This is a genomic window from Amycolatopsis samaneae, from assembly GCF_039541975.1.
In the GTDB taxonomy this organism is placed as follows: Bacteria; Actinomycetota; Actinomycetes; order Mycobacteriales; family Pseudonocardiaceae; genus Amycolatopsis; species Amycolatopsis samaneae.
This window is the reverse complement of record NZ_BAABHG010000005.1, coordinates 668,253-694,136: the sequence shown is the minus strand read 5'-3', so window position 1 is coordinate 694,136 and position 25,884 is coordinate 668,253. Positions and strand designations below refer to the sequence as shown.

Annotated in this window: 19 protein-coding genes and 1 pseudogene; 9 read left to right on the top strand and 11 right to left on the bottom strand. The window is 72.4% G+C overall.

Annotation, left to right across the window (positions count from 1 at the left end; genetic code table 11):
- Positions 1-86: pseudogene (locus ABD987_RS16585) on the bottom strand (transcriptional regulator); the annotation flags it as partial.
- 82 nt (positions 87-168) lie between these two features.
- Here ABD987_RS16585 and ABD987_RS16580 point away from each other — a divergent pair.
- A complete protein-coding gene (locus tag ABD987_RS16580) occupies positions 169-597 on the top strand; it encodes an ArsI/CadI family heavy metal resistance metalloenzyme (protein ID WP_345393357.1) in 429 nt (142 codons plus the stop codon).
- A 138-nt stretch (positions 598-735) separates the two neighbouring features.
- On the opposite strand, the gene ABD987_RS16575 is transcribed toward ABD987_RS16580, so the two are convergent.
- The 3 genes from ABD987_RS16575 to ABD987_RS16565 form a co-directional block, all read right to left on the bottom strand.
- Positions 736-1,992 carry an HNH endonuclease signature motif containing protein gene (locus tag ABD987_RS16575; protein WP_345393354.1) on the bottom strand — a complete coding sequence of 419 codons (1,257 nt, stop codon included), beginning with the start codon at positions 1,990-1,992 and terminating at the stop codon, positions 736-738.
- Between the two features lie 44 nt (positions 1,993-2,036).
- A complete protein-coding gene (locus ABD987_RS16570) occupies positions 2,037-2,327 on the bottom strand; it encodes a hypothetical protein (protein ID WP_345393351.1) in 291 nt (96 codons plus the stop codon).
- Positions 2,328-2,442: 115 nt separating this feature from the next.
- Positions 2,443-5,604, bottom strand: a complete 3,162-nt coding sequence (locus tag ABD987_RS16565) for an ATP-binding protein (protein ID WP_345393348.1) — start codon at positions 5,602-5,604, stop codon at positions 2,443-2,445.
- 97 nt (positions 5,605-5,701) lie between these two features.
- Here ABD987_RS16565 and ABD987_RS16560 point away from each other — a divergent pair, with 97 nt between their 5' ends.
- Positions 5,702-6,580 carry an alpha/beta fold hydrolase gene (locus tag ABD987_RS16560; protein ID WP_345393345.1) on the top strand — a complete coding sequence of 293 codons (879 nt, stop codon included), beginning with the start codon at positions 5,702-5,704 and terminating at the stop codon, positions 6,578-6,580.
- Between the two features lie 6 nt (positions 6,581-6,586).
- On the opposite strand, the gene ABD987_RS16555 is transcribed toward ABD987_RS16560, so the two are convergent.
- From ABD987_RS16555 to ABD987_RS16540, 4 genes are all read right to left on the bottom strand, one after another.
- A complete protein-coding gene (locus ABD987_RS16555; RefSeq protein WP_345393342.1) occupies positions 6,587-7,555 on the bottom strand; it encodes a zinc-binding dehydrogenase in 969 nt (322 codons plus the stop codon).
- A gap of 111 nt (positions 7,556-7,666) precedes the next feature.
- Positions 7,667-9,355: a glycerol-3-phosphate dehydrogenase gene (gene glpD, locus ABD987_RS16550; RefSeq protein WP_345393339.1), complete on the bottom strand. Its 1,689-nt coding sequence runs from the start codon at positions 9,353-9,355 to the stop codon at positions 7,667-7,669.
- A 23-nt stretch (positions 9,356-9,378) separates the two neighbouring features.
- Positions 9,379-10,896, bottom strand: a complete 1,518-nt coding sequence (gene glpK, locus ABD987_RS16545) for a glycerol kinase GlpK (protein WP_345393336.1) — start codon at positions 10,894-10,896, stop codon at positions 9,379-9,381.
- A 28-nt stretch (positions 10,897-10,924) separates the two neighbouring features.
- A complete protein-coding gene (locus ABD987_RS16540) occupies positions 10,925-11,740 on the bottom strand; it encodes an MIP/aquaporin family protein (protein ID WP_345393333.1) in 816 nt (271 codons plus the stop codon).
- Between the two features lie 154 nt (positions 11,741-11,894).
- Between ABD987_RS16540 and ABD987_RS16535 the strand changes: the two genes are divergently transcribed.
- From ABD987_RS16535 to ABD987_RS16515, 5 genes are all read left to right on the top strand, one after another.
- Positions 11,895-12,662 (top strand): IclR family transcriptional regulator, encoded by a 768-nt coding sequence (locus tag ABD987_RS16535; protein ID WP_345393330.1) that lies wholly within the window; start codon positions 11,895-11,897, stop codon positions 12,660-12,662.
- Positions 12,663-12,684: 22 nt separating this feature from the next.
- Complete coding sequence (gene glpK / locus ABD987_RS16530; protein WP_345393327.1) at positions 12,685-14,649, top strand: glycerol kinase GlpK; 1,965 nt, start codon at positions 12,685-12,687, stop codon at positions 14,647-14,649.
- Between the two features lie 202 nt (positions 14,650-14,851).
- Positions 14,852-15,178, top strand: coding sequence for a hypothetical protein (locus tag ABD987_RS16525; protein WP_345393324.1), 327 nt, complete (start codon positions 14,852-14,854; stop codon positions 15,176-15,178).
- Positions 15,179-15,287: 109 nt separating this feature from the next.
- The gene (locus ABD987_RS16520) at positions 15,288-16,595 is read left to right on the top strand and encodes a DUF1800 domain-containing protein (RefSeq protein WP_345393321.1); all 1,308 of its coding nucleotides are present in this window, start codon (positions 15,288-15,290) and stop codon (positions 16,593-16,595) included.
- A 5-nt stretch (positions 16,596-16,600) separates the two neighbouring features.
- Complete coding sequence (locus ABD987_RS16515; protein ID WP_345393318.1) at positions 16,601-17,836, top strand: DUF1501 domain-containing protein; 1,236 nt, start codon at positions 16,601-16,603, stop codon at positions 17,834-17,836.
- Positions 17,837-18,173: 337 nt separating this feature from the next.
- Here the strand turns inward: ABD987_RS16515 and ABD987_RS16510 are convergent, their stop codons facing one another.
- Both ABD987_RS16510 and ABD987_RS16505 read right to left on the bottom strand, forming a co-directional pair.
- Complete coding sequence (locus tag ABD987_RS16510) at positions 18,174-19,484, bottom strand: sensor histidine kinase (RefSeq protein WP_345393315.1); 1,311 nt, start codon at positions 19,482-19,484, stop codon at positions 18,174-18,176.
- On the bottom strand, positions 19,481-20,158 hold the full coding sequence (locus tag ABD987_RS16505; protein ID WP_345393312.1) for a response regulator transcription factor: 678 nt from the start codon (positions 20,156-20,158) through the stop codon (positions 19,481-19,483). The genes ABD987_RS16510 and ABD987_RS16505 overlap by 4 nt, the downstream gene beginning before the upstream one ends.
- A 98-nt stretch (positions 20,159-20,256) precedes the next feature.
- On the opposite strand from ABD987_RS16505, the gene ABD987_RS16500 reads away from it, so the two are divergent.
- Entirely contained in the window at positions 20,257-21,792 is a 1,536-nt protein-coding gene (locus ABD987_RS16500) for a CehA/McbA family metallohydrolase (RefSeq protein WP_345393309.1), read from the top strand.
- A gap of 63 nt (positions 21,793-21,855) precedes the next feature.
- On the opposite strand, the gene ABD987_RS16495 is transcribed toward ABD987_RS16500, so the two are convergent.
- Complete coding sequence (locus tag ABD987_RS16495; protein WP_345393306.1) at positions 21,856-22,350, bottom strand: hypothetical protein; 495 nt, start codon at positions 22,348-22,350, stop codon at positions 21,856-21,858.
- A gap of 360 nt (positions 22,351-22,710) precedes the next feature.
- Between ABD987_RS16495 and ABD987_RS16490 the strand changes: the two genes are divergently transcribed.
- On the top strand, positions 22,711-25,779 hold the full coding sequence (locus ABD987_RS16490) for a BTAD domain-containing putative transcriptional regulator (protein ID WP_345393303.1): 3,069 nt from the start codon (positions 22,711-22,713) through the stop codon (positions 25,777-25,779).
- Positions 25,780-25,884 lie beyond the last annotated feature (105 nt).

Below are 25,884 nucleotides of genomic sequence, written 5' to 3'. Positions count from 1 at the left end.
TCCACCGACTGCTCCTCGGACAACGGTTCCCGGGCCAGCGGGGAGCAGCAGGCGTCCATCGCGATGATCGGCAGTTGCTTCGACATCCCTCTATGTTGACAGACATCTACATAGACGGCAATCTAAGTCGCATCCTGTTTCGACATTTGTCTATCCAAGGAGGATGGGATGTCCCGAGTCCAGCTCGCACTGCGTGTCGGCGACCTGGAAGGCTCGATCGCCTTCTACAGCAAGCTGTTCGGCACCGAACCCGCGAAACGCCGCCCCGGCTACGCGAACTTCGCCATCACCGAGCCCGCGCTCAAGCTCGTGCTCTTGGAAGGCGAGCCCGGCCAGGCCACCGTCATGGATCACCTCGGCGTCGAGGTCGAGTCCACCGAGCAGGTCGACACCGCCACCCGGCGGCTCACCGGCGAAGGACTCGAAACGTTGATGGAGGACAACACCACCTGCTGCTACGCGGTGCAGGACAAGGTCTGGGTGCACGGCCCCGGCCAGGAGCCCTGGGAGGTCTACACCGTCAAGGCCGACTCCCAGATCTACGGTACCGACGGCGGCGGAACTGAGGTCGGTCGACCCGAAAACTGCTGCTCCTGAGCGGCGCCGGTGTGATCGTGCGAGTCATCCTGCCTGGATGTGCCCGGCCTGATGGCCGGCCGCATACGATCGGGAAAACGAGACGCCCGGCGCCCGTTTGGCGTCGGCTGCCTGGCGCGTCGCCCATCCGAGTGCGGCTCAGGTTCGGTGGATGGTGTTGCGTCGTGGGGTGCGGGTGGGGTCGAGCCAGGTGGGTGGCAGGAATTCGGGGAGTCCGTCTGTGGCGACGCGGACTTCCCATTCGGATCGGTGGATGACCTTGTGGTGTATGGAACATACGAGCACGAGATTGTCCACTTTGGTCTCCCCGTGGTGTGCCCAGTAGGCGATGTGGTGCGCGGTGCATTGGGAGGCGGGGGCTTCGCAGCCGGGGAAGGCGCATCCGCGGTCGCGGTGGATGAGGGCGCGGCGGATGGCGGGGGTGGCGAGTCGGTGGGCTCGTCCGACGTCGAGGGGTTCGCTGTGGGTGCCGAGCACCATGGGGATGATTTTGGCGTCGCAGGCGAGGCGTCGGGCTTGGGCGGCGGTGATCTCGCCGTGGGGGTCGAGGGTGGCCTGGCCGATCCCGGTGCGTAGTTCCTCCAGGCCGACGGTGACGACGATGTGGGTGGCTTCTCCGGCTTGGGTGGGCAGGTCTGGGTGTTCGGCCCACATGCGGACGAGTTCGGAGAAGGCGTGTCCGCGTCGTTCCCAGGGTGAGCGGGTGTCGCGGCCTTCGGCTTCGGTGGCGGGCCGGGGTTTCGCCAGGGGGTCCATCATTGCCCGCAACCGTGCGGAGGTTTCGTCGTCGACGCGGGCTTTGATCTGGTGCCCGCCATCCCGATGTGGGGCGATCGAGAACTCGGGCCGGAAGGGTTTCGGGTCCGGGTTCTTCGGCTCCGGCCCGTCCGGGTCGAGCTGGGCCAGCAACCGCGCCCCGGCCTTGTCGATCTCCCGAGGTCCAGCCGTACGGGCCAGTTCGGCGAGGATCTTCTCCGCCTCGTCCCGCTCGCCCACGGGCAGTGTTGTCGGGAGTTTCCCGAGAACACCGAGGATCTTGTCGATCTGCGCCGCACCCACCGCACCCTCCACCGCCGCGAGTGCTGTGGCGGGCGCGATCGGCGGCTGCTCGCCGGTCGTCAGATCCTGGGTGCCGTTCAACGCCACCGCCCGCGCCACTCGCGCTTTCGCCTCGGCGAACGGAAGATGCAGCGTCTCACACAACAACCGCGCCAGACTCCCATACCCGGTAACCTCCCGGACACCACGCCGTTCCAGCTCGGCCAGGATTTCCCCTTGCCGGGCCGCCAAACGCCGCTGCTGACGTTCGGTGCGGACCAGTTCGGACAGCAGGCAGTCGGCATCCTCGCGCCACCACTCGGTGCGCGATGTCTGGGTGCCGCCGCCGGTACTCACACCATCAACGTTACCGACACAGTCGAACACATGTAGCTACACGATCAGGTGAACTGATGATGTTTGCGCTGGTCTGTAGGTGAGCAAAAGCTGGCTGTCCTGTGCGAGGTCGGGTAGGTCTCACGCTGGTTGTTGAAGGTCGCGCCGCGCCAGCTCTCCTGCGGCGTACGCATCTTCGGCGTGCCGCCGATGGAGACCACTCCATCGGTCTTCGAGATGAAACGCCGCTGCCACGCGGCATTCTGCCCTCGCGGGCGTGAAGTAGTAGCCATTGCGTTGCCCGACTGCTGAGCAGGGGCCAGCAACCTTGTTGTCACGGCGTCCGCCTCGGACACGCCCAGCTTCGGGTTCCCGCCCCCGATCGCCCTCGGCGGTCGCCGATCGGTATACGCCCCGCGGACGACGGAGGTTGCCATGATGACCTACGTCACATTTCGGTGGGTGGAGGTGTCATCGCGGGGGCGGTTCGGCGCGGGTTCTCGCGCTGAGTTCACGCGCTTGCGCACGATGCTTTTCGGCCGTGTCGGGCAGGTCCAGCGCGTCGGCGAGATCGGCGAGGTGGCGGGCGACGGGGCCGAGGGTGACCAGACCGCTTCCCGCCCCGGCGAGCTCACCGACAGCGGGCAGGAGAGCGTCGTAAGTCCTGCGCGCCAAGGCCTTGTCGCCGACGCCGAGCGCGGCGACGGCCGTCAGGCAGGTCCGGGCTTCGTACAGCAGGTCGCGGGGCGAGTCCGGGATCTCCCGTGCGGCGATCGCCGCTTCGGCGCGACGTCCGGAGGCGAGCAGCAGCACCGGACGGGCCCACGGCTCGTACGGGCCGAAATCGACATCGTCCATATCGGACTGTCCACGGTGGACGCGCAGGCACAGCAGCGCCAGGGGGAGGAGGCCGTGTTCGACCCCGCGCATCCCGGTGCCGGGCAGCCGGACCGCCGCGGTCCGGTACGCGGACTCCGCCTCCCGCTCGCGTTCGGCGGCCGCGAGCCGGAGCGCGGCGTACCACTCGGTGAAGACACTCACGAGCGGGAGCTCGTGCCGCTCACCGAGCGCGTCCGCGGCCCGCGCGTGGCCGTCGGCGGTCGCGAAATCCGCGAGCGCCGCCGAGGCCTGCACCAGGATCAGCCTGCCGAGCACCTCGAAGGTCACCAGTTCGTGCCGGGTGGCGAGCTCGACCAGCTCACGGCCGATCTCCGCGCGGCGCGGGGCGAGCCCGGCGCGGTCGAACGCGTGCATGAAGCGGGCGTTGAGCGCGAACGCGAGTAGCGCCGGGTCGTCGAGCCGCCGGGCGAGGGACTCGGCCTCGGCCGCCGCGCGCGGACCGCGTTCCCCCGGCATGCCGCGGAGTTCGAGCGCGATCGTGCTCAGCAGACGGCAGCGCAGCGCGGTTTCGTCCGGGGAGAGCGCGGAAAGGGTGCGTTCGGCGGCATCGACGACCTTTTCCGAAAGGCCGGGATCGTCGTTGCGGGTCCAGATCGCCGGGACGTCGAAGGCGGTGATCACCCGGGCGGTGAGCCCGGGTTCGCCGAGCCGTTCCGCGGCGGTGATCGCGGCGGAACGGTGTGTCCGCGCGGATTCCAGGCCGCCGGTGAGTGCCAGCGCCCGTACCAGGCCCATGACCGAATCGAGCCGGGTCCGCGGGTCGTCGGCGCCGGAGCGGTCGTACGCCTCGACGGCGTCGCGCCAGTGCCGTGCCGACTCGTGGGGCGCGAAACGGTGCTCGGCCTGTTCGGCCGCGGCACGGGCGTAGCGGGCGGCGCGGGACGCTGCCGCCGGGCCCTCGGCGCGCAGGAAGTGCCGGGCGAGAGCGGCGAAGTCGTTGGGGCGCAGCCGTTCCAACGCTTCAGCGACGGCCGCGTGCCAGCGTGCGCGGCGGGGGCGGGAGATGTCGTCGTAGAGGGTTTCGCGGACCAGCGCATGGGAGAACCGGATGCCGCGGTCGTCGACCAGGAACCCGGCCAGCAGCGCGCGCTCGACCGCGCCGAGTACCTCGTCCTCGTCGCCCGCGAGGGGGATCAGCAGGTCGAGATCGAGTTCGAGGCCGATCACGGCCGCCTGACGCAACGTCCTGACGGTGTGTTCCGGCAGCGTGCCGAGCCGGTGCCGGACCACGTCGCGGACACCGGCGGGCACCGAGGACAGCACGGTGAGCGCCTCGGACCCTTCGGTGTCGAGCAGGCGGGCGAGTTCGGTGACGAAGAACGGATTGCCCCCGGCCCGGCGGTGCACGGCGCGGGCCAGTTCCGGCCCGACGTCGTGGTGGCTCGTCGCGCGCAGCAGGTCCCCGACGGCCGCTTCGGACAGTCCGTCCAGAGGCACGCGGACCGGTTCGGCGCGCGCGAGGCGGCCGAGCGCGGCGGTCAGCTCGGCGGAGATCTCCGTCGTCCGGTACGTGCCGACGAGCAGGATCGGGCCCGGCGGGGGAGCGGCGGCCAGCGCGGCCAGCACGGTCAGCGTTTCTTCGTCCGCCCATTGCAGATCGTCGAGCACGAGCAGCACGGGCGAACGCGCGGCGGCGGCCGCCAACGCCGTGCCGATGGCCTGCCGCCGCTGGAACACCGGACCGTCGGGCACCTCGGCCGCGAGCGCGGCGAGCACCTCGGTCCAGGGCCATCCGCCGGGCGCGTCCGCGTGGTCCGGACCGCGTCCCCAGGCGGTCGTCCAGCCGGTCAGCCGCTCACCGAGGACGGTGGCGAGCGTGGTCTTGCCCGATCCCGCCTCGCCGGACACCAGCGCCAGCCGCGGCCGTCCGTGCGCCTGGACTTCCGCCGCGAGGACCTGGAGCCGGGACAGTTCGGCGGCCCGGCCGACGAAGGTCCGTCCGGCGGGGCCGGGTGCCTCGCCCCGCTCGACGGTGCTCGGGCGGGGCGGTGCGAGGTGCGGGGCGTGGGCGAGCACGTCCGCTTCGAGCCGTCGCAGTTCCGGTCCGGGATCGACACCCAGTTCGGCGGCGAGGAGTTCACGTGCCCGGCGGAGCGCGTCGAGGGCGTCGCCCTGCCGTCCGGCGCGGTAGAGCGCCAGGACCAGCAGCCGCCAGGCGGATTCGCGCCACGGCCGCCGGGCGAGGTGCGCCTCCAGCTCGGGGACGACCTCGCCTGCCCGGCCGAGCGCGAGTGCCGCCTCCGCCCGGCGTTCGACGGCGAGCAGGCGCAGTTCGTCGAGGCGGTCGATTTCGGCGCGTGCCCACGGCCGGTCGGCGAACTCCGCGTAGGCGGGACCGCGCCACGACGCGAGCGCCGTGTCCAAATCGGACAGTGACGGCTCCGGCGCGGTGACCGCGGCTTCGAACCGCCAGGCGTCCACCGAGCCGGGCGCGGCGCGCAGCGCGTACCCGGGCGCGGCGGTGACCAGCAGCCGCGCGGGTGACCGGGGCGGCCGGTCGGGTTCGAGGGCGCGGCGCAGCGCGAAGACGAACGTCCGGACGGTGCCGACGGCGTTCGCGGGCGGTCGCTCCCAGAGGTCGTCGACCAGCAGCGTCAGCGGGACGACCCGGCCCCTGGCGAGCAGCAGCCGCGCCACCACCGCGCGCTGCGCCGGCCCGCCGAGGTCGACCTCCGCCGCGTCGAGGGTGGCGATCAGCGGCCCGAGCACACCGAACTCCGCCGAAGACGTCACTCGACCACCCTAATCCGGCACTGATCGGTTACTGATCCCCGGCGCGCAGGGTGGGCGACGCGGCGCCGGAGCGGCGCCGCGGACGAGAGGACAGTACGTGCAGACCACCATCGCCGGGTTCGGCTACCACGACGTCACCACCCCGGACGGGGTGCGGATCAGCGCCGCCGTCGGCGGCTCGGGGAGTCCCGTCGTGCTGCTGCACGGCTTCCCGCAGACCCATCTGATGTGGCGGCACGTGGCCGCCGACCTGGCCGCGGACCACACGGTGATCTGCCCCGACCTGCGCGGGTACGGCGCCAGCGGCAAGCCGGCGGACACCGACGGCCGGACCTACGCCAAGCGCGCGATGGCCGCCGACGTCGTCGCGGTGGCCCGCGAGTTCGGGTTCGAGCGCTTCGCGCTGGCCGGGCACGACCGGGGCGCGCTCGTCGCCTTCCGCGCGGGACTGGACCACCCCGGCGCGATCAGCCACCTCGCGGTGCTCGACGTGCTGCCCACCGTCGACATGTGGGAGGCGATGAAGGGGCGGTCCGCCGCGGTCGGGTTCCACCTCTACCTGATGGCCCAGCCGCCGGGGCTGGTCGAGACGCTGATCGGCGCCGCCCCGGACGCCTTCTTCGGCTACTTCCTCGACCTCTGGGGCCGCGATCCCGGCGCGATCCCCGAGGAGATCCGTGCCGCGTACCTCGCCGCCTCGCGCGACGCGGTCCCCTCGATCGTGGCCGACTACCGCGCGTCGGCGAACATCGACGTCGAGCACGACCTCGCCGACCGCGCGGCGGGGCGGCGGCTGGGGATGCCGGTGACCGTGCTGCAGGAGGACTGGGGCGCGATGCTGGGCTTCGACGCCGCCGCGCTGTGGCGCGCGTGGGCGCCCGACCTCGACCACGTCACGATGTCTTCGGGACACTTCATGGCCGAGGAGGCGCCCACGCGGGTCGTCAAGGCGCTGCGGGAACTGCTTGCCCGGTAAGGGAGATCACGGCACGAGCAGACTCTTCCCGAGGAATCGGCGGGCCTCGATGTCCGCGTGCGCCGCGGCGGCCTCGGCGAGCGGGTAGGTCTGCCCGAGCACCGGGCGCAGCCGCCCCGCGGCCGCCTCGGCGAGCGCGTGCCGCACCCGGCGCGGGGTGTCCGGCCAGAACTCCGGGAGCTGGGCCATGTCCACCACGGTCAGGCGCCGCCGGTCGGCGTCGGCGAGGACGGTCTCGGCCCCGCTCGCCATGCCGTAGCCGGAGAACCGGCCACCGTCGGCGAGCAGGGACACCGCCGTCGCGCCGACGGTGCCGCCGAGGCCGTCGAACACCACGTCCACCCCGCGGCCGTCGGTGCGGGCCCGTACCTGTGCGGCCCAGTCCGGTGCCGCGTAGTCGACCGCGTCGGCGCCCAGATCCTGTGCCACGGCGAGCTTTTCCGGCCCGCGCACCGCGGCGATGACCCGGGCGTCCCCGGCGAGCGCGAGCTGGACGAGGAGGTTGCCGAGCCCGCCGACCCCGGGTGCCACCAGGACCCGCTCCCCGGCCCGCACCGGCGTCTTCTCCAGCAGCGCGACCGCGGTGCTGCCGTCGTCGAGCAGCGCCAGCGCGCTGTGCAGGCCGAGGTCGTCCGGTACCGGGAAGACGTTCCCGGCCGCCGCGATCGCGGTGTCGGCGTAGCCGCCGCCGTACCCGGTGCCCGCCCGGCCGATCACCCGGGTGCCCAGCCAGTGCCCGGCCACCCCGTCCCCGATCGCGTCGACGGTGCCCGCCACCGCCCCGCCGGGAATGTAGGGCGGCCGTACCGCGAACACGCCGGGCCCCTCGCCCGCGCGGATCCGGGCGTCCAGCCAGCCCACCCCGGCGGCGGTCACCGCGATCCGGAGTTCGCCCGGTCCTGGCTCGGGGGTGGGCAGTTCGACAAGGTCAAGGACGTCGGGGGCGCCGAATCGGGTCGCCATGATCGCTCGCATGGACCCAGTCTCGAACTTCGAGTTCACTTGAAGTCAAGGCCGGTCCGTGAATGCCACATTGAGGGACTCAGAGTCCCTCAATGTGGCATTCACGGACCTTCGCGGCGGATCTCAGCCGGGCAGCAGGGCGGGGGCGTCCAGCCTGCTGGCGTTGGCGGCGACGTCGTCGGGCTGCTCCTGCGCGGCCAGCTCGGCCCGCACCCGCGCGAGGTAGTTGTCCACCTCGCGCCGCCGCCGTGCCTCGTCCCAGCCGAGCAGCGGCGCCATGAGCGCGGCCACCTCGGGTGCCGCGGTGACGCCGCGGTCGGTCACCTCGATGGAGATCCGGGTGCGGCGCGTGAGGACGTCCTCCAGGTGCAGCGCGCCCTCGTGCGAGACCGCGTAGACGGCTTCGGCCTTGAGGTACTCCTCGGCGCCGGGGATGGGCTCGCCCAGCTCGGGGCGCTTGTCGATCATCGCGAGCAGGTCGGTGGTCCGGCTCCCGTACCGGCCGAGGAGGTGTTCGGCGCGGTCCAGCGGCAGCCCGAGCGCGGCCCGGTCACGCCACAGCTCGTGGTAGCCCTCGGCGCCGACGAGCGGCAGCCGGTCGGTCCACGACGGCGGGGCGGGGCGGGCGACGTCCTCCATCGCGACGTCGACGGCGTCCGCGGCCATCACCCGGTAGGTCGTGTACTTGCCGCCCGCGATGATCACCAGGCCGGGCACCGGGCGCGCGACCGCGTGCTCACGCGACAGTTTCGTGGTGGCGGCGGCCTTCGCGGCGAGCAGCGGACGGAGCCCGGCGTACACGCCTTCGATGTCGTCGTGTGTGATCGGGGTGCGCAGCACGGCGTTGAGGTGGTCGAGCACGTAGTCGACGTCGGCGCGGCTGGCGGCCGGGTGATCGCGGTCCAGGTCCCATTCGGTGTCGGTGGTGCCGACGATCCAGTGCCTGCCCCACGGGATCACGAACAGGACGCTCTTCTCGGTGCGGAGGATCAGCCCGGTGTCCAGGTCGATCTTTTCGCGCGGCACCACGAGGTGGACGCCCTTCGACGCGCGCACGGTGAACGGCGCGGGGATGCCCGCGGCCTTCGACATGTCGTCGCTCCACACGCCGGTGGCCGCGACGACCGTCTTCGCCCGCACCTCGATCTCGGCACCGCTTTCCAGGTCGACCACCACCGCGCCGGCGACGCGGCCGCCCTCGCGCACCAGCCGGGTCATCCGGGTGCGGGTGAGCACCGCGGCGCCCTGCTCGGCCGCGGTCCGCGCGATCGTCATGGTGTGCCGGGCGTCGTCGACCTGCGCGTCGTAGTACTGGATCGCGCCGATCAGCGCGTCGTCGGCGAGCCCGGGCGCGACCTCGAACGCGCGGCGCCGCGAAAGGTGCCGGTGCCGGGGGAGCGCCCGCGCCCCGCCGAGGGTGTCGTACAGCGTGACCCCGGCCCCGATGTAGCCGCGCTCCCACACGCGGTGTTTCAGCGGCACCAGGAACTTCACCGGGCGGACCAGGTGCGGGGCCAGTGTCTGCAACAGCAGGCCACGTTCCTTCAGCGCCTCGCGCACCAGCTTGAAGTCGAGCTGTTCGAGGTAGCGCAGCCCGCCGTGGATCAGCTTGCTGGACCGGCTGGAGGTGCCCGCGGCGAAGTCGCGGGCCTCGACGAGCGCGACCGACAGGCCGCGCGAGGCGGCGTCGAGCGCGATGCCGGCACCGGTCACGCCACCGCCGACGACCAGCACGTCGAGCTCGCGCTCACCGATCTTCCGCAGGGATTCCTCGCGGTGCAACGGGGACAGGGGTACTGATGACACCGTCATTCTCCTTGGATGGTGCGAAGGGTTTACTGGACGTCGACCCAGTCGAGCGTGCGGCCCACGGCCTTCTGCCAGCCCGCGTAGCCCTGGGCGCGCTGCGCGTCCGACCACGACGGCTGCCAGCGCTTGTCCTCGTTCCAGTTCTGTTCCAGCTCGTCGGTCGAGGCCCAGAACCCGACGGCCAGTCCGGCCGCGTAGGCGGCGCCGAGCGCGGTCGTCTCGGCCACCACCGGCTTGGACACCGGCACGCCGAGGACGTCGGCCTGCAGCTGCATGCACAGCTCGTTGGCGGTGACACCACCGTCCACACGCAACACGTCGAGCTTGACGCCGGAGTCGTTCTCCATCGCCTCGACCACGTCGCGGCTCTGGTAGCAGATGGACTCCAGGGTCGCGCGCGCCAGATGCGCGTTCGTGGTCGCGCGGGTGAGGCCGACGATCGCGCCGCGCGCGTCGGACCGCCAGTACGGCGCGAACAGGCCGGAAAACGCGGGCACGAAGTAGATCCCGCCGTTGTCGGCGACCTCCCTGGCCAGCGCCTCGCTCTGCGACGCGCCGCTGATGATGCCGAGCTGGTCGCGCAGCCACTGCACGGCCGAGCCGGTCACCGCGATCGAGCCCTCCAGCGCGTACACCGGCTTCTCGTCGCCGAACTGGTAGCACAAGGTCGTGAGCAGCCCGTGCTTCGACCGGACCAGCTCGTGGCCGGTGTTGAGCAGCAGGAAGTTGCCGGTGCCGTAGGTGTTCTTGGCCTCGCCGGGCCGGAAGCACACCTGGCCGACGGTGGCCGCCTGCTGGTCGCCGAGGTCGCCGGTGATCGGGACCACGCCGCCGAGCGGGCCGTCCGCGCGGGTGAGCCCGAAGAACCCGGGGTTCGACGACGGCCTGATCTCGGGCAGCATGCGGCGGGGAATGTCGAAAAAGGACAGCAGCTCGTCGTCCCAGTCCAGCGTTTCCAGGTCCATCAGCATGGTGCGGCTGGCGTTGGTCGGATCGGTGACGTGCTCGCCGCCGCCGATCCCGCCGGTGAGGTTCCACAGCAGCCAGGTGTCGGTGGTGCCGAACAGCGCGTCGCCCCGCTCGGCGTCCGCGCGCACGCCTTCGACGTTCTCCAGGATCCACTGGAGCTTGCCGCCGGAGAAGTACGTGGCGGGCGGCAGCCCGGCCTTGCGGCGGATGACCTCGCCCTTGCCCTCGCGTTCCAGTGTGGCCGCGATCCGGTCGGTGCGGGTGTCCTGCCAGACGATCGCGTTGCAGTACGGACGGCCGGTGCGGCGGTTCCACACCACGGTGGTCTCGCGCTGGTTGGTGACGCCGAGCGCGGCGAGGTCGCTCGCGGCGAGGTTCGCCTTGGTCAGCGCGGAGGCCACGACCGCGCGGGTGCGCTCCCAGATCTCGGTCGGGTTGTGCTCGACCCAGCCCGGCCGGGGGAGGATCTGCTCGTGTTCGAGCTGGTGGCGGGCGATCTCGTTGCCGCCGTGGTCGAAGATCATGAAGCGGCTGCTCGTGGTGCCCTGGTCGATGGCTCCGACGAAATCAGGCATGGGGAAACTCCTCTTCGGACTCTCGGGCTCAGGCGGCGTCTTTGGCGGGTGCCGGGACGGTCTCCAACTCGTCGCCGGGCAGGAAGCGCGCGACGGCGTACTTGTAGATCGCGGCGCCGATCAGCGCGCCGACGACGGGTGCCACGATCGGGATCCACCAGTAGGGGTAGCCGTACTGGTCGGTGAACGCGGTGTCGTACCCGGTGAGCCAGGAGGCCAGTCGCGGGCCGAAGTCGCGGGCCGGGTTGATGGCGTACCCGGCGTTGGTGCCCCAGGCCATGCCGATCCCGACGACGGCGAACCCGACGATGAGCGGCGCCAGGTTCGCGGCGGGCGCGGTGTTGCGCAGGTCGGTGATGGCGAAGATGAGCAGGGCGAGGATCGCGGTGCCGATCACCTGGTCGCGGAAGGCGCCCCAGTCACTCACCGGGAGGGTGCCGTTACCCGGCAGGGTGGAGAACACGCCCTGCGTCTTGATCGTCAGCCCGGGGTCCTTCGCGTGCAGGACCTCGGTGTAGTTCCAGCGCACGAGCAGCGCGGCGACGAACGCGCCCGCGGTCTGCGCCAGCGCGTACGGCGCGACCTTGCGCCAGGAGAACCCCTGGAACACCGCGAGCGCGATCGTCACGGCCGGGTTGAGATGGGCGCCGCTGATCCGGGACGCCACGTACACCCCGAGCGTCACGCCGAGCCCCCAGGCCCAGGCGATGCTGTCGTGATCCCCGATACCCCCGGCGACGACCTGCGCCACCACCCCGCAGCCGAACAGGATGAGGATCATCGTCCCGACGAACTCCGCGGCGAGTTCGCCGGACAGCCCCCGGGCCTTGAGGTTTCGCACCATTGCTTCCTCCACTTAGGACACCGGCTCCCTTGCCGGTGCCCGGACGTTAAGAGCGCGAAAACACGGGGTCAACGAGGTCGGGTCGGCATTGTCGAACGACACGCCGGTGGGTTCGACATTGTCGAATCGGCGCAGGCCGGGTTAGGGTCGCGCCGTGCCGGGTCCCATCCAGTCCATCGAACGCGCCGCCGCGATCCTGCGGCTGCTGGCGCGCGGTTCCGGCCGCCTCGGCGTCGGTGAGATCGCCGAATCGCTGGAGCTGGCCAAGGGAACCGCGCACGGCATCCTGCGCACGCTCCAGGGCGTCGGCTTCGTCGAGCAGGACCGCGACAGCGGCAAGTACCAGCTCGGCGCCGCACTGCTGCATCTGGGCACGAGCTACCTCGACGTCAACGAGCTGCGCTCGCGGGCGATCAACTGGGCGGACGCGCTCGCCGCGCGCAGCGGCGAGACCGTCCGCATCGGAGCCCCGCTGGAGGGCCGGGTTCTGGTGGTACACCATGTCTTCCGGCCGGACGACTCCCCGCAGAGCCTCGACGTCGGCGCGCTGCTGCCCCTGCACGCGACGGCGCTGGGCAAGGTCCTGCTCGCCTACGACGTGACGCTCGTGGCCGCGCTGCGCGGCGGCGAGCAGGAGGCCTACACCCGGCGGACCCTCACCTCGCCGACCGCGATCAAGCGCGCGTGTGCGAAGGTGCGGGAGGCGGGCTGGGCGGGCGAGCGCGGCGAGCTGGCCCCCGACGAGGCGGGGATCGCCGCGCCGATCCGCGGGCACGGTGGCATCGTGGTCGGCGCGATCGGCGTCTCCGGTCCGGTGGATCGCCTCTGCGAGTCCGACGGCGGCCCGAACCCGCGACTGCTCGGGCACGTGCGCGACGCCGCGCGCGCGGTGTCCCGTGATCTCGAAGCGTCGCGGCGCTGAACGGCACTGACGGAGCGGGAACATGGTCCAGCGGTACGTGATGTCGATCGACCAGGGCACGACCTCGACCCGGTGCATCCTGTTCGACGCGCGCGGGCGGCTGGTGTCGGTGGCCCAGCGCGAGCATCAGCAGCACTTTCCGCGCCCGGGCTGGGTCGAGCACGACGCCGTCGAGATCTGGAAGAACCTGGGGCGGATCGTGCCGAGGGCGCTGGCGGAGGCCGGGGTGAGCGCGGAGCAGGTCGCCGGGCTCGGCATCGCCAACCAGCGCGAGACCACGGTGCTGTGGGACCGGCACACCGGGACGCCGGTGGGCCGCGCGATCGTCTGGCAGGACACCCGCACCGACCGGATGCTCGAACACCTCGAACGCGAGCCGGCCGCCCGCCGCGTCCGGCGGTTGTGCGGGCTGCCGCTGGCGACGTACTTCTCCGCGCCGCGGATCCGCTGGCTGCTCGAACGGACGCCCGGCCTTCGCGAGCGCGCCGAACGCGGCGACGTCCTGTTCGGCACGATGGAGAGCTGGCTGATCTGGAACCTGACCGGCGGGCCCGAGGGCGGCGTGCACGTCACCGACGTCACCAACGCCAGCCGCACCATGCTGATGAACATCCGCACCCTGCGCTGGGACGACGAGCTGCTGGAGTTCTTCGACGTGCCGAGGGCGATGCTGCCGGAGATCCGGTCGTCCACCGAGGTCTACGGCACGACCTCGCGGGTCGTGCCCGGTATCCGGATCGCGGCGGCGCTCGGCGACCAGCAGGCGGCGTTGTTCGGGCAGACCTGTTTCGCGCCGGGCGAGGCGAAGTGCACCTACGGCACCGGGAGCTTCCTGCTGCTCAACACCGGTGCGACGCCGGTCCTCTCGACCCACGGCATGCTCACCACGGTCGGGTTCAAGATCGGTGACGAGCCCGCGGTGTACGCGCTGGAGGGCTCGATCGCGGTCACCGGGTCGCTGGTGCAGTGGTTCCGCGACGGCCTCGAACTCATCGGCAGCGCGCCGGAGATCGAAACGCTCGCCAGGACGGTCGAGGACAACGGCGGCTGCTACATCGTGCCCGCGTTCTCCGGGCTGTTCGCGCCGCACTGGCACAGCGAGGCACGCGGGGTGATCGCCGGGCTGACCTCGTACATCACCAAGGGACACCTCGCGCGGGCGGTGCTGGAGGCCACCGGATGGCAGACCCGCGAGGTGGTCGACGCGATGAACGCCGACTCGGGGCTCGCGCTGTCCACGCTCAGGGTGGACGGTGGCATGACCGCGGACAACCTGCTCATGCAGTGCGTGGCGGACGTGCTCGACGTCCCGGTGGTACGCCCGATGGTGGCCGAGACGGTGTCGCTCGGCGCCGCGTACGCGGCCGGTCTGTCCGTGGGGTACTGGCCGGACCTCGAAGGGCTGCGGCGCAACTGGCACCGGGCGGGCCAGTGGCTGCCCGCGATGGATCCGGCGCGCCGCGACACCGAGTACGCGCAGTGGCGCCACGCCGTGGAGCTGACCTTCGGCTGGATGCGCCCGGCCGGGACACCACGGCAGCCCGGTTCGGAGCTGACCGAGGTGCTGCTCGGCGACCATCGGGAGCTCGAACGCCTGTGCCGCGAGCTGCGCGACCAGGACGCCGACCGGGAAACGCTGCGCGCCGAGCTGTCGGCTCTGCTCGTCGCGCACGCCACCGCCGTCGAGCGCGTGGTGCGTCCGTCCGGTCAGGACGGTGGGTTCGGCGCCGAACTGCTCGCCGTGCTGGAGGCCGACCCGCTCGAGGGCGCGGGGTTCGACGAGGCGCTGATCGGCCTGGAAGCCGTCGTCGACGCGCATATCCGGGGCGAGGAACGCGGGCTGCTCAACGAACTGCGGCGCACACTGTCCCTTTCGGACCGCACCGCGCTGGGCCGGGCGTTCACCGGCGAACGCCGTCGGCAGCTGGACCTCGGTTGCGGCACCCTCGCCCACGTCAGGGAGAACGCCGCGCGGCTGCGCCTGTAGCCACGAGCGGTGTCCCACAGCGACCGGCGCGGACCCCGCCTCACCCACTACCGCCCGGCCCGCCCCGGTGCTCGCTCGTTCGGAGCAGCGTGGGTGACGCCGTGCGATTGTCGTTCACTTACCCGGTTAATTGCCGGTGATTCCCGCCGATCCGTACGCTCATTCCGGAAATGGTTCAGTCCTTCCAGACAGGAGAACTGCCGTGCGAAAACGGATGGCGGCCTTTGTTCTGACAATTGTCGCGCTGACTTTCCTGGTCGGGGCGCCCGCGTCGGCCGCGGAGAACAGCCGCCCGCCGCGCTCCTGCGCCGCGGCGGAATACAGTGTCCTGTTCGGCGAGGGCATCACGGTGCGCTGTTTCCCGCCCTACCCGGGCTTCACCTACCGAGCTGTCGCGCATTGCGCGTCGGGGAACGCTTTCTGGACGACGGTGGGCTACTGGGTCCCCTTCGGTTCTTCGTCGGCCGAGTGTGTCGGCGGGCTGCTCTCGCCCGCCTCGGTGATCGGGTACGACGTGGACGTGCTCTGACCGGCCGGGAGTACCCGTCTGGTCACCGACGGTGCCCGCTGGCTGAAGATCTGCTTAAGGTGATCGTCCGCGGCTCGCCCGGCACGGGCATCCACCGGACGATCACCTCATGGCGGGTATTTCCGAGCGAGCGGCGGTGCGCCGGCTCCACGACCGGTTCGGGTTCGGGCCACGGCCCGGCGACCTGGACCGGGGTTTCGCCGAGACGGCGGCACGGCTGCTGACGCCCGGCGACGACGCCGGCGCGAAGGCGACGCCGATCCCGCAGCTCGGTGCGCCACCCGACCGGCCGGGCAAGCAGAACAAGCAGGACAAGGCGGCTAAACAGGCCGCCGCGAAACAACTCCAGGGGCAGGCCACCCAGGCGGTGATCTGGTGGCTGGACCGGATGGTCGCGGCCGAGATCGCCTCGGTCGAGCGACTGACCTGGTTCTGGCACGGGCACTTCGCGACGAGCGAGCAGAAGGTGAAGAGCCCGCAGCTGATGCTCGCGCAGAACCAGGCCCAGCGCACGCTCGGCATGGGCGGCTTCACCGCGCTGGCGCAGGCGATGATCGTCGACCCCGCGATGCTGCTGTGGCTGGACGGGAACAGCAACCGCGCGGGCAAGCCCAACGAGAACCTCGCCCGCGAATTCATGGAGCTGTTCGCGCTCGGCGTCGGCCACTACAGCGAGAACGACGTCCGGGAGGCGGCGCGGGCGCTGACCGGCTGGACCGCCAAACGCGACACCACCACCGCCCAGTTCGCCGCGAAACGGCACGACAACACCGCGAAGAGCATCCTCGGCGCCACAAAGGACTTCGACGCGAAGTCCTTTGTGGAACTCGTGCTGAGCAGGCCGGAATCGGCCCCGTTCGTGGTCGGGCGGCTGTGGTTCCGGCTCGTCTCCCCGGCCCCGCCCCCGGCCGACGTGCTCAACCGCCTCGTCGCGGCCTACGGCGGCGCCCGCGACATCCGCGCGCTGCTCACCGCCATCGCCGCGGAACCCCTGTTCCGGGATCCTTCGACCGCGCTGGTGAAGCAGCCGGTGGAATGGCTCGCCGGGCTCATGCGCGCGCTCGGCGTCCGGCCGGCCCGCCTGGACGAGAAGGGGAAGACGCAGCTGCTGGCCGGGCTGCGCGGGATGGGCCAGGTCCCGTTCTCCCCGCCCAGCGTCGGGGGCTGGGCGGCGGGCGGAGCCTGGCTGACCACCTCGGCCGGGGTGGCCCGGCTGCACCTGGCGCAGCTGGTCGCCCAGCACGCGGACCTGGGCGCCGTCGAGAAGGCCTCCGACAAGGCCGCCGCGATCGGCGATCTCCTCGGCGTGGACGCCTGGTCGGACCGGACCCGCGCCGCGCTGGCCGGGGTCGCCGGCGACGTCAAGCAACTGTCCACTGTGGCCGCATGTGCCCCCGAGTACGTGGTGAGCGGGTAGATCCGATGAACAAGCTGACTCGGCGGAGGTTCCTGATCGCCTCCGGTGTCACCGCGGCGGGCGCGCTCGCGGCCGGGGCGACCCAGGTCGACTGGGCGGACCTGATGACCGCCGCCGACCGGACGCCGCTCGACCCGAAGGCGGGCGTGCTCGTCGTGGTCACGCTCTACGGCGGCAACGACGGGCTGAACACGGTCGTGCCCGCGGGCGACAGCCGCTACCAGGACGCGCGGCCCGAGCTGGCCTACCAGCCGGAGGACGTGCTCGACCTCGGCGAGGGACTCGGCCTGAACCCCGGCATGAAGGGCCTCAAAGGACTCTGGGACGCCAAGGAACTCGCCATCGTGCGCGGGGTCGGCTACCCGAAGCCGGACCACAGCCACTTCCGGTCGATGGCGATCTGGCAGACGGCTTCGCCGGAGACCTCGGTGCCGACCGGCTGGCTTGGGCGGTGGCTCGACAGCGCCGGGGACGACCCGCTGCGCGCGGTGTCGGTGGAACCCGTGCTGCCGCCGCTGCTGGCCGGGGCGCAGACCGCGGCCGCCTCGCTCCCGGTCGGCGGACTCGCGCTGCCGAAGGGCGGCCTCGGCAAGTCCTTCGAGGGACTCGGCGCGGCCCAGCCGGGGGAGGGGTTCTGGCAGGCGAAGGCCGCGAAGTCGATCGGCGACCTCCACAACGCCGTCCGCGTGCTCGGCGGCGCCACCCACCCGCCGGGCGGACACCCGGCCAAGGGACAGCAGGCCAAGGGACAACGGCCGAAGGGCGCGCTGGCGGCTCAGCTCGACCTGGTCGCCGGGCTGATCGAGGCCGGCGTGCCGACGCGCGCGTATTCCGTGTCGCTGGGCGGTTTCGACACCCACGCCGACGAGCGCGGCACCCAGCAGCGGCTGCTGACCGAACTCGACGGCGCGCTGACCCCGTTCGCGCAGCGGCTCGGCAAGACCGACCGCGGCAGGCAGGCGGTCGTCGTGGTGTACTCGGAGTTCGGGCGCCGGGTCACCGCGAACGCCAGCGACGGCACCGACCACGGCACCGCGGGCCCGATGTTCGTGCTCGGCAACGGGGTCCGCGGCGGCTTCCACGGCACCGAGCCGAGTCTGTCCGATTTGGACAACGGTGACCTCAAGCAGAGCACGGACTTCCGGGACGTCTACGCGACCATGCTGGAAAAGGTACTGGGCACCGACGCCGGCCGGGTGCTGCCGGGTCACACCGGCCGCCTCGACGGCCTCCTCACCTGACCCTCGCGCGGGCCCGGCTGCCCGGCGGTCGAACGCCCCAATGTGGCATTGGGTGCGTTGGACGCAGCGAATGTGGCGTTCGGTGCGTTGGACGCACCGAACGCCACATTGGGGCGCAAGGCAAGCGGCTCGCGGCACGCCGCGAAGGAATGAACGGAAGATTCAGGACACCCCGAGGCCCCCTTGCCGAACATCCTAGGGGGAGGGACCGACGAAAACGGTCGAGAGCGGGGCCGGTCCGTGGGGGCCTCCTTGAGGGACTCCAGGTCTCTCGGGGAGGCCCCCACGGACCGCGACCAGCACTGTGAAGGCGCCTTCACGGCGTCGGGGGAGCGCGTCAGGCCGGGGTGAGGCCGGTGAGGACGAAGGCGGCGCCGCCACCGGGAGCCGCGGCGCAGCGCAGGTCGCCGCCGTGGGCGCGGGCGAAACCCCGGGCGATGGCCAGGCCGAGGCCCGAGCCGCCGGCACGCCGGTCCCTGGCCTCGTCGAGCCGGACGAGCCGGTCGAAGATCCGCTCGCGGTCGGCCTCCGGCACACCGGGGCCGCTGTCGGTCACCACGAATCCGTCCGGGGCCACGGAAATCGTCAACTTCCCGTGCCCGGACATCGCCTGCAGCGCGTTGTCGACCAGGTTCGCCAGGATCTGGGTGAGCCGGTCCGCGTCGCCCAGCACCCGGCCGTCCGCGCCACCGACGGTCACCGTGACCTCGGGGGCGAGCAGCCGCGCCCGCTCCGCCTGCGCTTCGGCCAGCGCGAGCAACTCCACCGGCGCCCGCCCGATCTCCGCCCCCGCGTCCAGCCGGGCCAGTTCCAGCAGATCGTTGACCAGCTGCCCGGCCCGCCGCGATTCGCGGACCACCAGCAGCTGGAGCCGCTCCCGCTGTTCGGGGTCCGCGTCCGGCGGCAGCTGCACCGCGGCTTCGGCCGCCGCCTGGACCCCGGTGATCGGGGTCCGCAGCTCGTGCGCGGCGTCCGCGACGAACCGGCGGGTGCGTTCCTCCGAGGCCCTGGCCGCGCGTTCGGCGCCTTCGAGCGCGTCCAGCGCGGCGTCGAAGGCCGCCGCCGTACGGCCCAGTTCGGTGCTGGTGCGCACCGGCGCCAGCCTGCCACCGCGCCTGCCGGACACGATCGAGCGCGCGAGCCGTGTCATGGCGTCCAAAGGGGACAGTGCGAACCGGACACCGAGCAACAGCGCGACCGCGGTGACCAGGACCGCGATCAGGCCGGTGATCAGCAACAGCTGCTTCAGCGTCCGTTCCGCCCCGGCCACGATGGAATCGTCGGCGGTCAACGTCAGCTTGGCGCCGTTGACCTTCGCCCCACCGGACAACGTCGCCTTCACCTGACGCAGCCGGGTGGACGACGGCGGTTGCAACGCTCCGTAAACGGCGCCGTCGGGCATGGCCAGCTGTCCGCGCACCCCGCGCGTCTCGACCCGCCGCAGCAGGTTCGGCGGGCTCGGATTCTGCTTCGCCAGCTGCTGGGCCAGCTGGACACGCGCGGCGAGCAGCGCGTTGACGTCCTTTTCCGCCTGCGCGCGGAACACCGCGTTCACCACGAAACCGACGATCACCAGCACCACCACCAGCACGGTGAGCGCGGTGACGGTGACCCGGCGATACAGCGACGCCGTGCGGAGCCCGCTCACCCAGCGTCCCCGCGCAGGATGTAACCCTGCCCGCGCACGGTGTGCAGCAGCCGCGGCCCGTGCGCCTCGAGCTTCTTACGCAGCGTGCTGACATTGACCTCGACCAGGTTCGCGGCGTAGTCCTCGTAACCCCACACCGCGGTGAGGATCTGCGTCTTCCCGACCACGCGGTCGCGGTGCGTGGCGAGGTAGCCCAGCAGCTTCCACTCCGTCGCGGTGAGATCGACCGGTTTCCCGCCGTAGTGCACCGTGCCCGCCTCGACGTCCACCACGAGCTCGCCGATCTCGATCGCGGGCCGGGTCCGTCCGGTCCGGCGCAGCACCGCGCCCGCCCTGGCCACGAGTTCCGCCAGCGCGAACGGCTTCCCGACGTAGTCGTCCGCGCCCTCGCCGAAACCGCGCAGCCGGTCCTCGACGCCGTCACGGGCGGTCAGCATCACCACCCCGGCCGCCGACCGCCTGCGCACCACGCCGAGCAGCTCGAAACCGTCGCGGCCGGGAAGCATCACGTCCAGGATCACCAGATCCGGGCGGAAACGGGCGAGTTCCGGTTCCAGCGCGGCGCCGTCGGCGAGCGCGCGCACGGTGAAGCCCGCCGAGGTCAGCGCCGTCTCCACCGAGACGCGGATGGCTTCGGCGTCCTCGACGACGAGAATCCGCGGCTCACCTGTCACCGGGGCAGCTTAACCCCGGGTCAGTGTTCACCCGTTGGTGGTTGAGCGGCCGCGACACGGTGACCTAGCGTCGAGCCGAGCGGAATGCGGAGGTACGTATGTCTACTGGGGACATCAGCAGGCGTTCGGCGCTGTGGGGCGGCGGCGCGGTCGCGGCGGGCGCGGCCATGGCGATGCTGCCGGGCGTGGCGTTCGCGGCGCCCGGACCGGGCGGCGGCCCGGTGACGAAGACCGTCACCGGCACCTTCACCCCGGACATCCCGGACTGGTACTACCTCCCGGTCGACGTCCCGCGCGGGGTGAGCCGGGTCGACGTCGTCTATTCCTACGACCGGCCGCAGGTGCCCGGCGGGGTCCGGGGAAACGCCTGCGACATCGGGATGTTCGGCCCGGAAGGGCACCAGCTGGGCAACGAGCGCGGATTCCGCGGCTGGTCCGGCGGATTCCGGGACCGGTTCTCGATCAGCGCTTCGGAGGCGACGCCGGGTTATCTGCCGGGGCCGATCACGCCGGGCCGGTGGCACGTGATCCTCGGGCCCTACACGGTCGCGCCGCAGGGCCTGCGCTACCGCGTCGACATCACGCTGACCTTCGGCCCGCCGGGACCGGCGTTCCGGCCGGATCCCGCGCCGGAGACCGCGCCCGCCCGTCAGCGCGGCGCGTCCTGGTACCGCGGCGACAGTCATCTGCACACGGTGCACTCCGACGGCAAGCGCACCCCGGCCGAACTCGTGGCCGCCGCCCGCGCGGCGAAACTCGACTTCATCGTCTCCACCGAGCACAACACCCCGAGCGCGTCCCTGCAGTGGGGCGGGCACGCCACCGACGACCTGCTGATCCTCAACGGCGAAGAGGTCACCACCCGCTCCGGGCACTGGCCCGCGATCGGCCTCCCCGCCGGGAAATGGATCGACTGGCGCTACCGCGCGTCCGACCCGGTCCAGTTCCGCCGGTTCGTCGACCAGGTGCACCGCCACGGCGGACTGGTGACCGCGGCGCACCCGTTCGCCAACTGCTTCGGCTGCACCTACGAATACGCCTACGAACTCGCCGACCTCGTCGAGGTGTGGAACGGCCCGTGGACCGAAGAGGACCAGGCCGCCGTCATCCACTGGGACGGGCTCCTGCGCGGCGGCCGCTGGATCCCGGCGATCGGCGACTCCGACGCGCACACCCCGGACCACACCGTCGGCCTGCCGCACACCGTCGTCCGCGCGGACGGCCTCGCCAGGAAGGACCTCCTCGCCGGGCTGAAGGCCGGGCACTCCTGGCTGGCGGAGTCCGCGGACGTGTCACTGGAGTTCACCGTCACCGACGGGACGAGGACGGCCGGCATCGGCGAGCGGCTGCCCGCCGGGACCGGCACCCCGGTCACGGTCAAGGCCGTCGTGGGCGGCGTCCCGGGCACCACGGTCACCTTCCTCGACCAGCTGGGCCCCGAACACACCGAGACCGTCCCCGCCTCGGGCACCGCCACCGTCACGTGGACGACGTATCCGCGCTACAGCCGGTGGGTGCGGGCCGAGGTGCGGCGCCCGTCCGGCGGCCCGAAGACCACCGTGCCCAACGCCATGGTCGCGATGACGAACCCGATCTTCCTCGGCCAGGAACGCTTCCCCCGCGCGGACTCCTGACACCGGTCCACAAAGGACGGAGCGGCCGGGGCGGACGGTCGCCCGCCCCGGCCGGGAACGGGCTCAGCAGGTGATGCGGGACGCCGGGCCGAAGAATGTCCGGGAGATCTGCTTCGGCTCGCCGGTCTTGAAGTTGACCACCACGTCCATCTTGCCGTAGAGGATGCCGCTGGCACACCGCCGCTTGATCTGGTTCCCGCCACCGAGTCCCAGGATGACGAACGGGTCGGTGGTGCCGCCGAGGGGAACCTGTTCGGCCCCCCGGAAGATCGCGACGAAGCCTCCGATGCTGACGACCTCCTGATCGCAGTTGACCCGGTAGTCGAGGGCCACGTCGGAGGCACCGGCCCGGACCGGGGCGCCGACGGACGCCGTACAGGTGGTGGCCGTAACGCCCGCGACACGGGCGCCGTGGGTGCTCGCCGGGGACTGCAGGTGGTTGGCGGCGCCCGGCCCGGCCGCCGACGCCGTGCCGGCCGCGAGCCCGGTCATCGCGAGCGTCGCGCCCAGCAGGACCGGGATCCGCCGGAACGGCCTGACCGACTGACTCATCTTCATGGAGGTGCCTCCCTCACTCGTGGACCACGCGTCACCGGCCGGTCGCCGGTCGACGGATGGCCGTCGAACGGTTCGATGCCGGGCAGCGCCACCGGCACTGCCCGGCTGAAACGACGGTATGGACCGGTTTCGCAGGCGCCGTGTACCGCCGATGCACGGGCGGCGCCGGTGCCGGTGAGCCGCGCGGATTCGCCGCCCGGCGCGGTGCAGGCGCGCCGACGACCGGCAACTGTCGCCCTTCGACCGGCAACTGGCGGCATCGACGGTTTTCGGGGTACTCCGTGACCCGCTGAAATCCGGACGAATCGGCGTAACCTGTCAGCTGCGGACGCCCGGGGCGCACCCGGGAGGTGAGGCGCGATGAGCGGGGACGGACGCACGCCGGATCTCGGCGGCCTGGTGCGCCGGCACCGGCTCGCGGCGGGGTGGCGGCAGGAGGATCTCGCGGCGCGGGCGGGGGTGAGCGTCCGCACCGTCCGCAACATCGAACGTAACCGGGTCGCCGCGCCGAGGGACGGTTCGCTGCGCAGGCTGCTGGCCTCGCTCGGCATTCCCCGGCCCGCCGGCCTCGTCGGCCCGGACGCTCCCGCCGTCGACGAGGACGCCGCCGGGCCCGGGCCGGTGGCACCGCGCATCGACGTCCTCGGCCCGCTGTCGGTCCACCGGGGCGAGGACGTCGTGGACCTGCGTTCGCGCCGGCTGCGGGAACTGCTGGGCCTGCTGGCGATCCGCACGCCGCACGCGGTCGGCCGAGGGGAGATCGTCGACTGGCTGTGGGAGGAGCGCCCACCCCGGACCTGCCTCGCCCTGGTGAACACCTACATCGCCCGGCTGCGTGACCTGCTGGAACCGGATCGGGCCCCGGACAGGCCCGCCCGGGTCGTGGTCCGGACCGCGACCGGGTACCGGCTCGAACCGGGCGGCCTCGACCTGACCACCTTCGACGATCTCCTCGATCGCGGTCTGCGGGCGGGCGCCACCGGCGACCACCGCGCGGCCTGGCGGCTGCTGACGCGGGCGCTGGACCGCTGGCGCGGTCCGCTGCTCGCCGACGTCGGCACCCGGCTGGTCCGGCATCCGGCGGCGGTCGCCATCGCGGCGCGCCGGATGTCGGCGCTCATCGCCTACGCCGACGCCGCACTGGCTTCCGGCGCGCACGACCACGCGGTCGCCCGGTTGCGCCCCCACGTCGAGGAGGAACCACTGCACGAGGGCCTGCACGCCCGGCTGATGCTCGCGCTCGCGGGCACCGGCCAGCAGGCCGCCGCCGTCGACCTGTTCACCGGCCTGCGCGCGCGGCTCGCGGACAATCTCGGGATCTCTCCTGGCCCGGTCGTGCACGACGCGTACCTGCGGGTGCTGCGTCAGGAGACCGGGCCGATCGGGCGCGGCCCGGCACCGGCCGCGGCGGTCACCGTACCCGCCCAGCTGCCGCCCGCCGTGCCCGCGTTCGTCGGGCGGGCCGCGCACCTGCGTGGCCTGGACGAGTTGTTGTCCACTGTGGATGATCGGGCGGGGCCGGTGATCGGTGTCCTCTCCGGCTGGGCGGGGGTGGGCAAGACGGCACTGGCCGTGTGGTGGGCACACGGGGTACGGGACCGGTTCCCCGACGGGCAGGTGTACGTGGATCTGCGCGGCTTCGACCCCGCCGGTGTGCCGGCTGTGCCCGCCGACGTCGTGCACGACTTCCTCGCGGCACTGGGCGTCGCGCCGGACGCGATCCCCGCCGGGCTCGCGGCCCGCACGGCGCTGTACCGGACGCTGGCGGCCGATCGGCGGCTGCTGGTCGTGCTCGACAACGCCGAGGACGAAGCACAGGTCCGGCCCCTGCTGCCGGGTTCGGCCGGGTGCTTCGTGCTGGTGACGAGCCGGCGTCGGCTCACCGGGCTGCTGGCGGGCGGCGCCAGCCAGGTCACGGTGGATCTCCTGCCCGAGGACGAGGCCGCCGCCCTGCTCGCGCTCCGCGTCGGCGCGGACCGGGTGGCGCGCGAGCCCGCCGCGGCGCGCCGGATCGTCGACCGATGCGCCGGGCTGCCCCTCGCACTGACCATCGTCGCCGCCCGCGCGATCGCGAACCCGCGGTTCGGTCTCGCGGATCTCGCCGCCGAACTCGGCGGCCTCCAGCGTGGCCTTGACTCGCTGGACGGCGGCGACGCCGACGTCCGGGCCGTGCTGTCCTGGTCGTACGACAAGCTCGATCCCGGCCAGGCCAGGATGTTCCGGTTGCTCGCGCTGGTCCCCGGCGTGGACGTCACCGCGCCGGCGGCGGCGAGCCTGGCGGCCGTCGCGCGAGCGCGAGCCCACGCGGCACTGACGGAACTGGCCCGCGCGCACCTGATCGGTGAACACTCTCCCGGCCGGTACTCGATGCACGACCTGCTCCGCGGCTACGGCCGCGAGCTGACCCGTACGTCCGACAGCGTCGAGGACCGCGCGGCGGCCGTCCGGCGGCTCGTGCGGCACTACGTCCGCGCCGCGAGCCTGGCGGCGGCTTCGGTCACGCCGAGCTGGCGCACCCCGGCCAGGACGGAGGCGGGCGAGGACGGCCCGCTGACCGCCGAGCAGGCGGTGCGCTGGTACGACGCCGAGCGGCACACCCTGCTCGCGGTGGCCCGGCACGCGCCCGGCGCCGGGCTCGACGCCGAGGTCTGCGATCTCGTCCACGCCCTGACCGAACTGTTCGACCGCCGAGGACACTGGCACGACTGGGCGGCGGTCACCGAACTCGCGCACACGTCCGCCGAACGGCTGGGCGACGTCGTCCGGAAGGCACGCCTGCACCGCAGTCACGCCCGCGCGGAGGTATGGCTGGAGAACTTCGGCCGGGCTCGCGGGCACCTGCGGCACGCGCTGCGCGACTACGCCGCCGTCGCGGACGAGACCGAACTCGCGCACACCTACCGGACGCTCTCCTGGTGCCTCGGACGGGAGGGGGACCGCGGGGAAGCGGTGACCCACGCGCGGATCGCCGTCCGGCTGCACGACATCGCCGGTGACCGGGCGGGGCAGGGGCTCAGCCTCAACACCCTGGGCTGGCAGCACGCGCATCTGGGCGAGTACGAGCCGGCTCTGCGTTACTGCCACCAGGCGGCGACGATCCTCGAGGACGCCGGTGACGCCAACGGTGCCGGATACGCCCACGACAGCCTCGGCTTCATCCAGCACCGGCTGGGCGGGTACGCCGCCGCGACCGAGCACTACCGGCGGGCGGTGACGCTGCTGCGCCAGACCGGCGACCTGTACCAGGAGGCGGAAACCCTGCTCGGCCTCGGCGACACCCGGGCGGCCGCCGACGACCACGCGGGCGCGACCTGGGCCTGGCTGCGGGCGGTCGAACTCTTCGACCGGCTCGGCCATCCGTACGCGGCGCAGGCGCGGACCAGGCTCACCGCCGGGGCGCCGCCGGAGCCCCGTGGCGACGGGGCCTGACCCCGTCCCGTGACCGGCGCCTCGATCGGCGCGACGACCCGCCCGTATGTGTCCAGTGTGGACTTCCGTGGTCAGGGGGAGGCTGCTCGGCGGCGATCTGTGAAG

Excerpts from the sequence above, each read along its gene's own strand:
- ABD987_RS16515 (WP_345393318.1), top strand. The coding sequence starts at position 16,601 with ATGAACAAGCTGACTCGGCGGAGGTTCCTGATCGCCTCCGGTGTCACC.
- ABD987_RS16495 (WP_345393306.1), bottom strand. The coding sequence starts at position 22,350 with ATGAAGATGAGTCAGTCGGTCAGGCCGTTCCGGCGGATCCCGGTCCTG.
- glpD (WP_345393339.1), bottom strand. The coding sequence starts at position 9,355 with ATGACGGTGTCATCAGTACCCCTGTCCCCGTTGCACCGCGAGGAATCC.
- glpK (WP_345393336.1), bottom strand. The coding sequence starts at position 10,896 with ATGCCTGATTTCGTCGGAGCCATCGACCAGGGCACCACGAGCAGCCGC.
- ABD987_RS16520 (WP_345393321.1), top strand. The coding sequence starts at position 15,288 with ATGGCGGGTATTTCCGAGCGAGCGGCGGTGCGCCGGCTCCACGACCGG.
- ABD987_RS16580 (WP_345393357.1), top strand. The coding sequence starts at position 169 with ATGTCCCGAGTCCAGCTCGCACTGCGTGTCGGCGACCTGGAAGGCTCG.
- ABD987_RS16490 (WP_345393303.1), top strand. The coding sequence starts at position 22,711 with ATGAGCGGGGACGGACGCACGCCGGATCTCGGCGGCCTGGTGCGCCGG.
- ABD987_RS16500 (WP_345393309.1), top strand. The coding sequence starts at position 20,257 with ATGTCTACTGGGGACATCAGCAGGCGTTCGGCGCTGTGGGGCGGCGGC.
- ABD987_RS16555 (WP_345393342.1), bottom strand. The coding sequence starts at position 7,555 with ATGCGAGCGATCATGGCGACCCGATTCGGCGCCCCCGACGTCCTTGAC.
- ABD987_RS16540 (WP_345393333.1), bottom strand. The coding sequence starts at position 11,740 with ATGGTGCGAAACCTCAAGGCCCGGGGGCTGTCCGGCGAACTCGCCGCG.
- glpK (WP_345393327.1), top strand. The coding sequence starts at position 12,685 with ATGGTCCAGCGGTACGTGATGTCGATCGACCAGGGCACGACCTCGACC.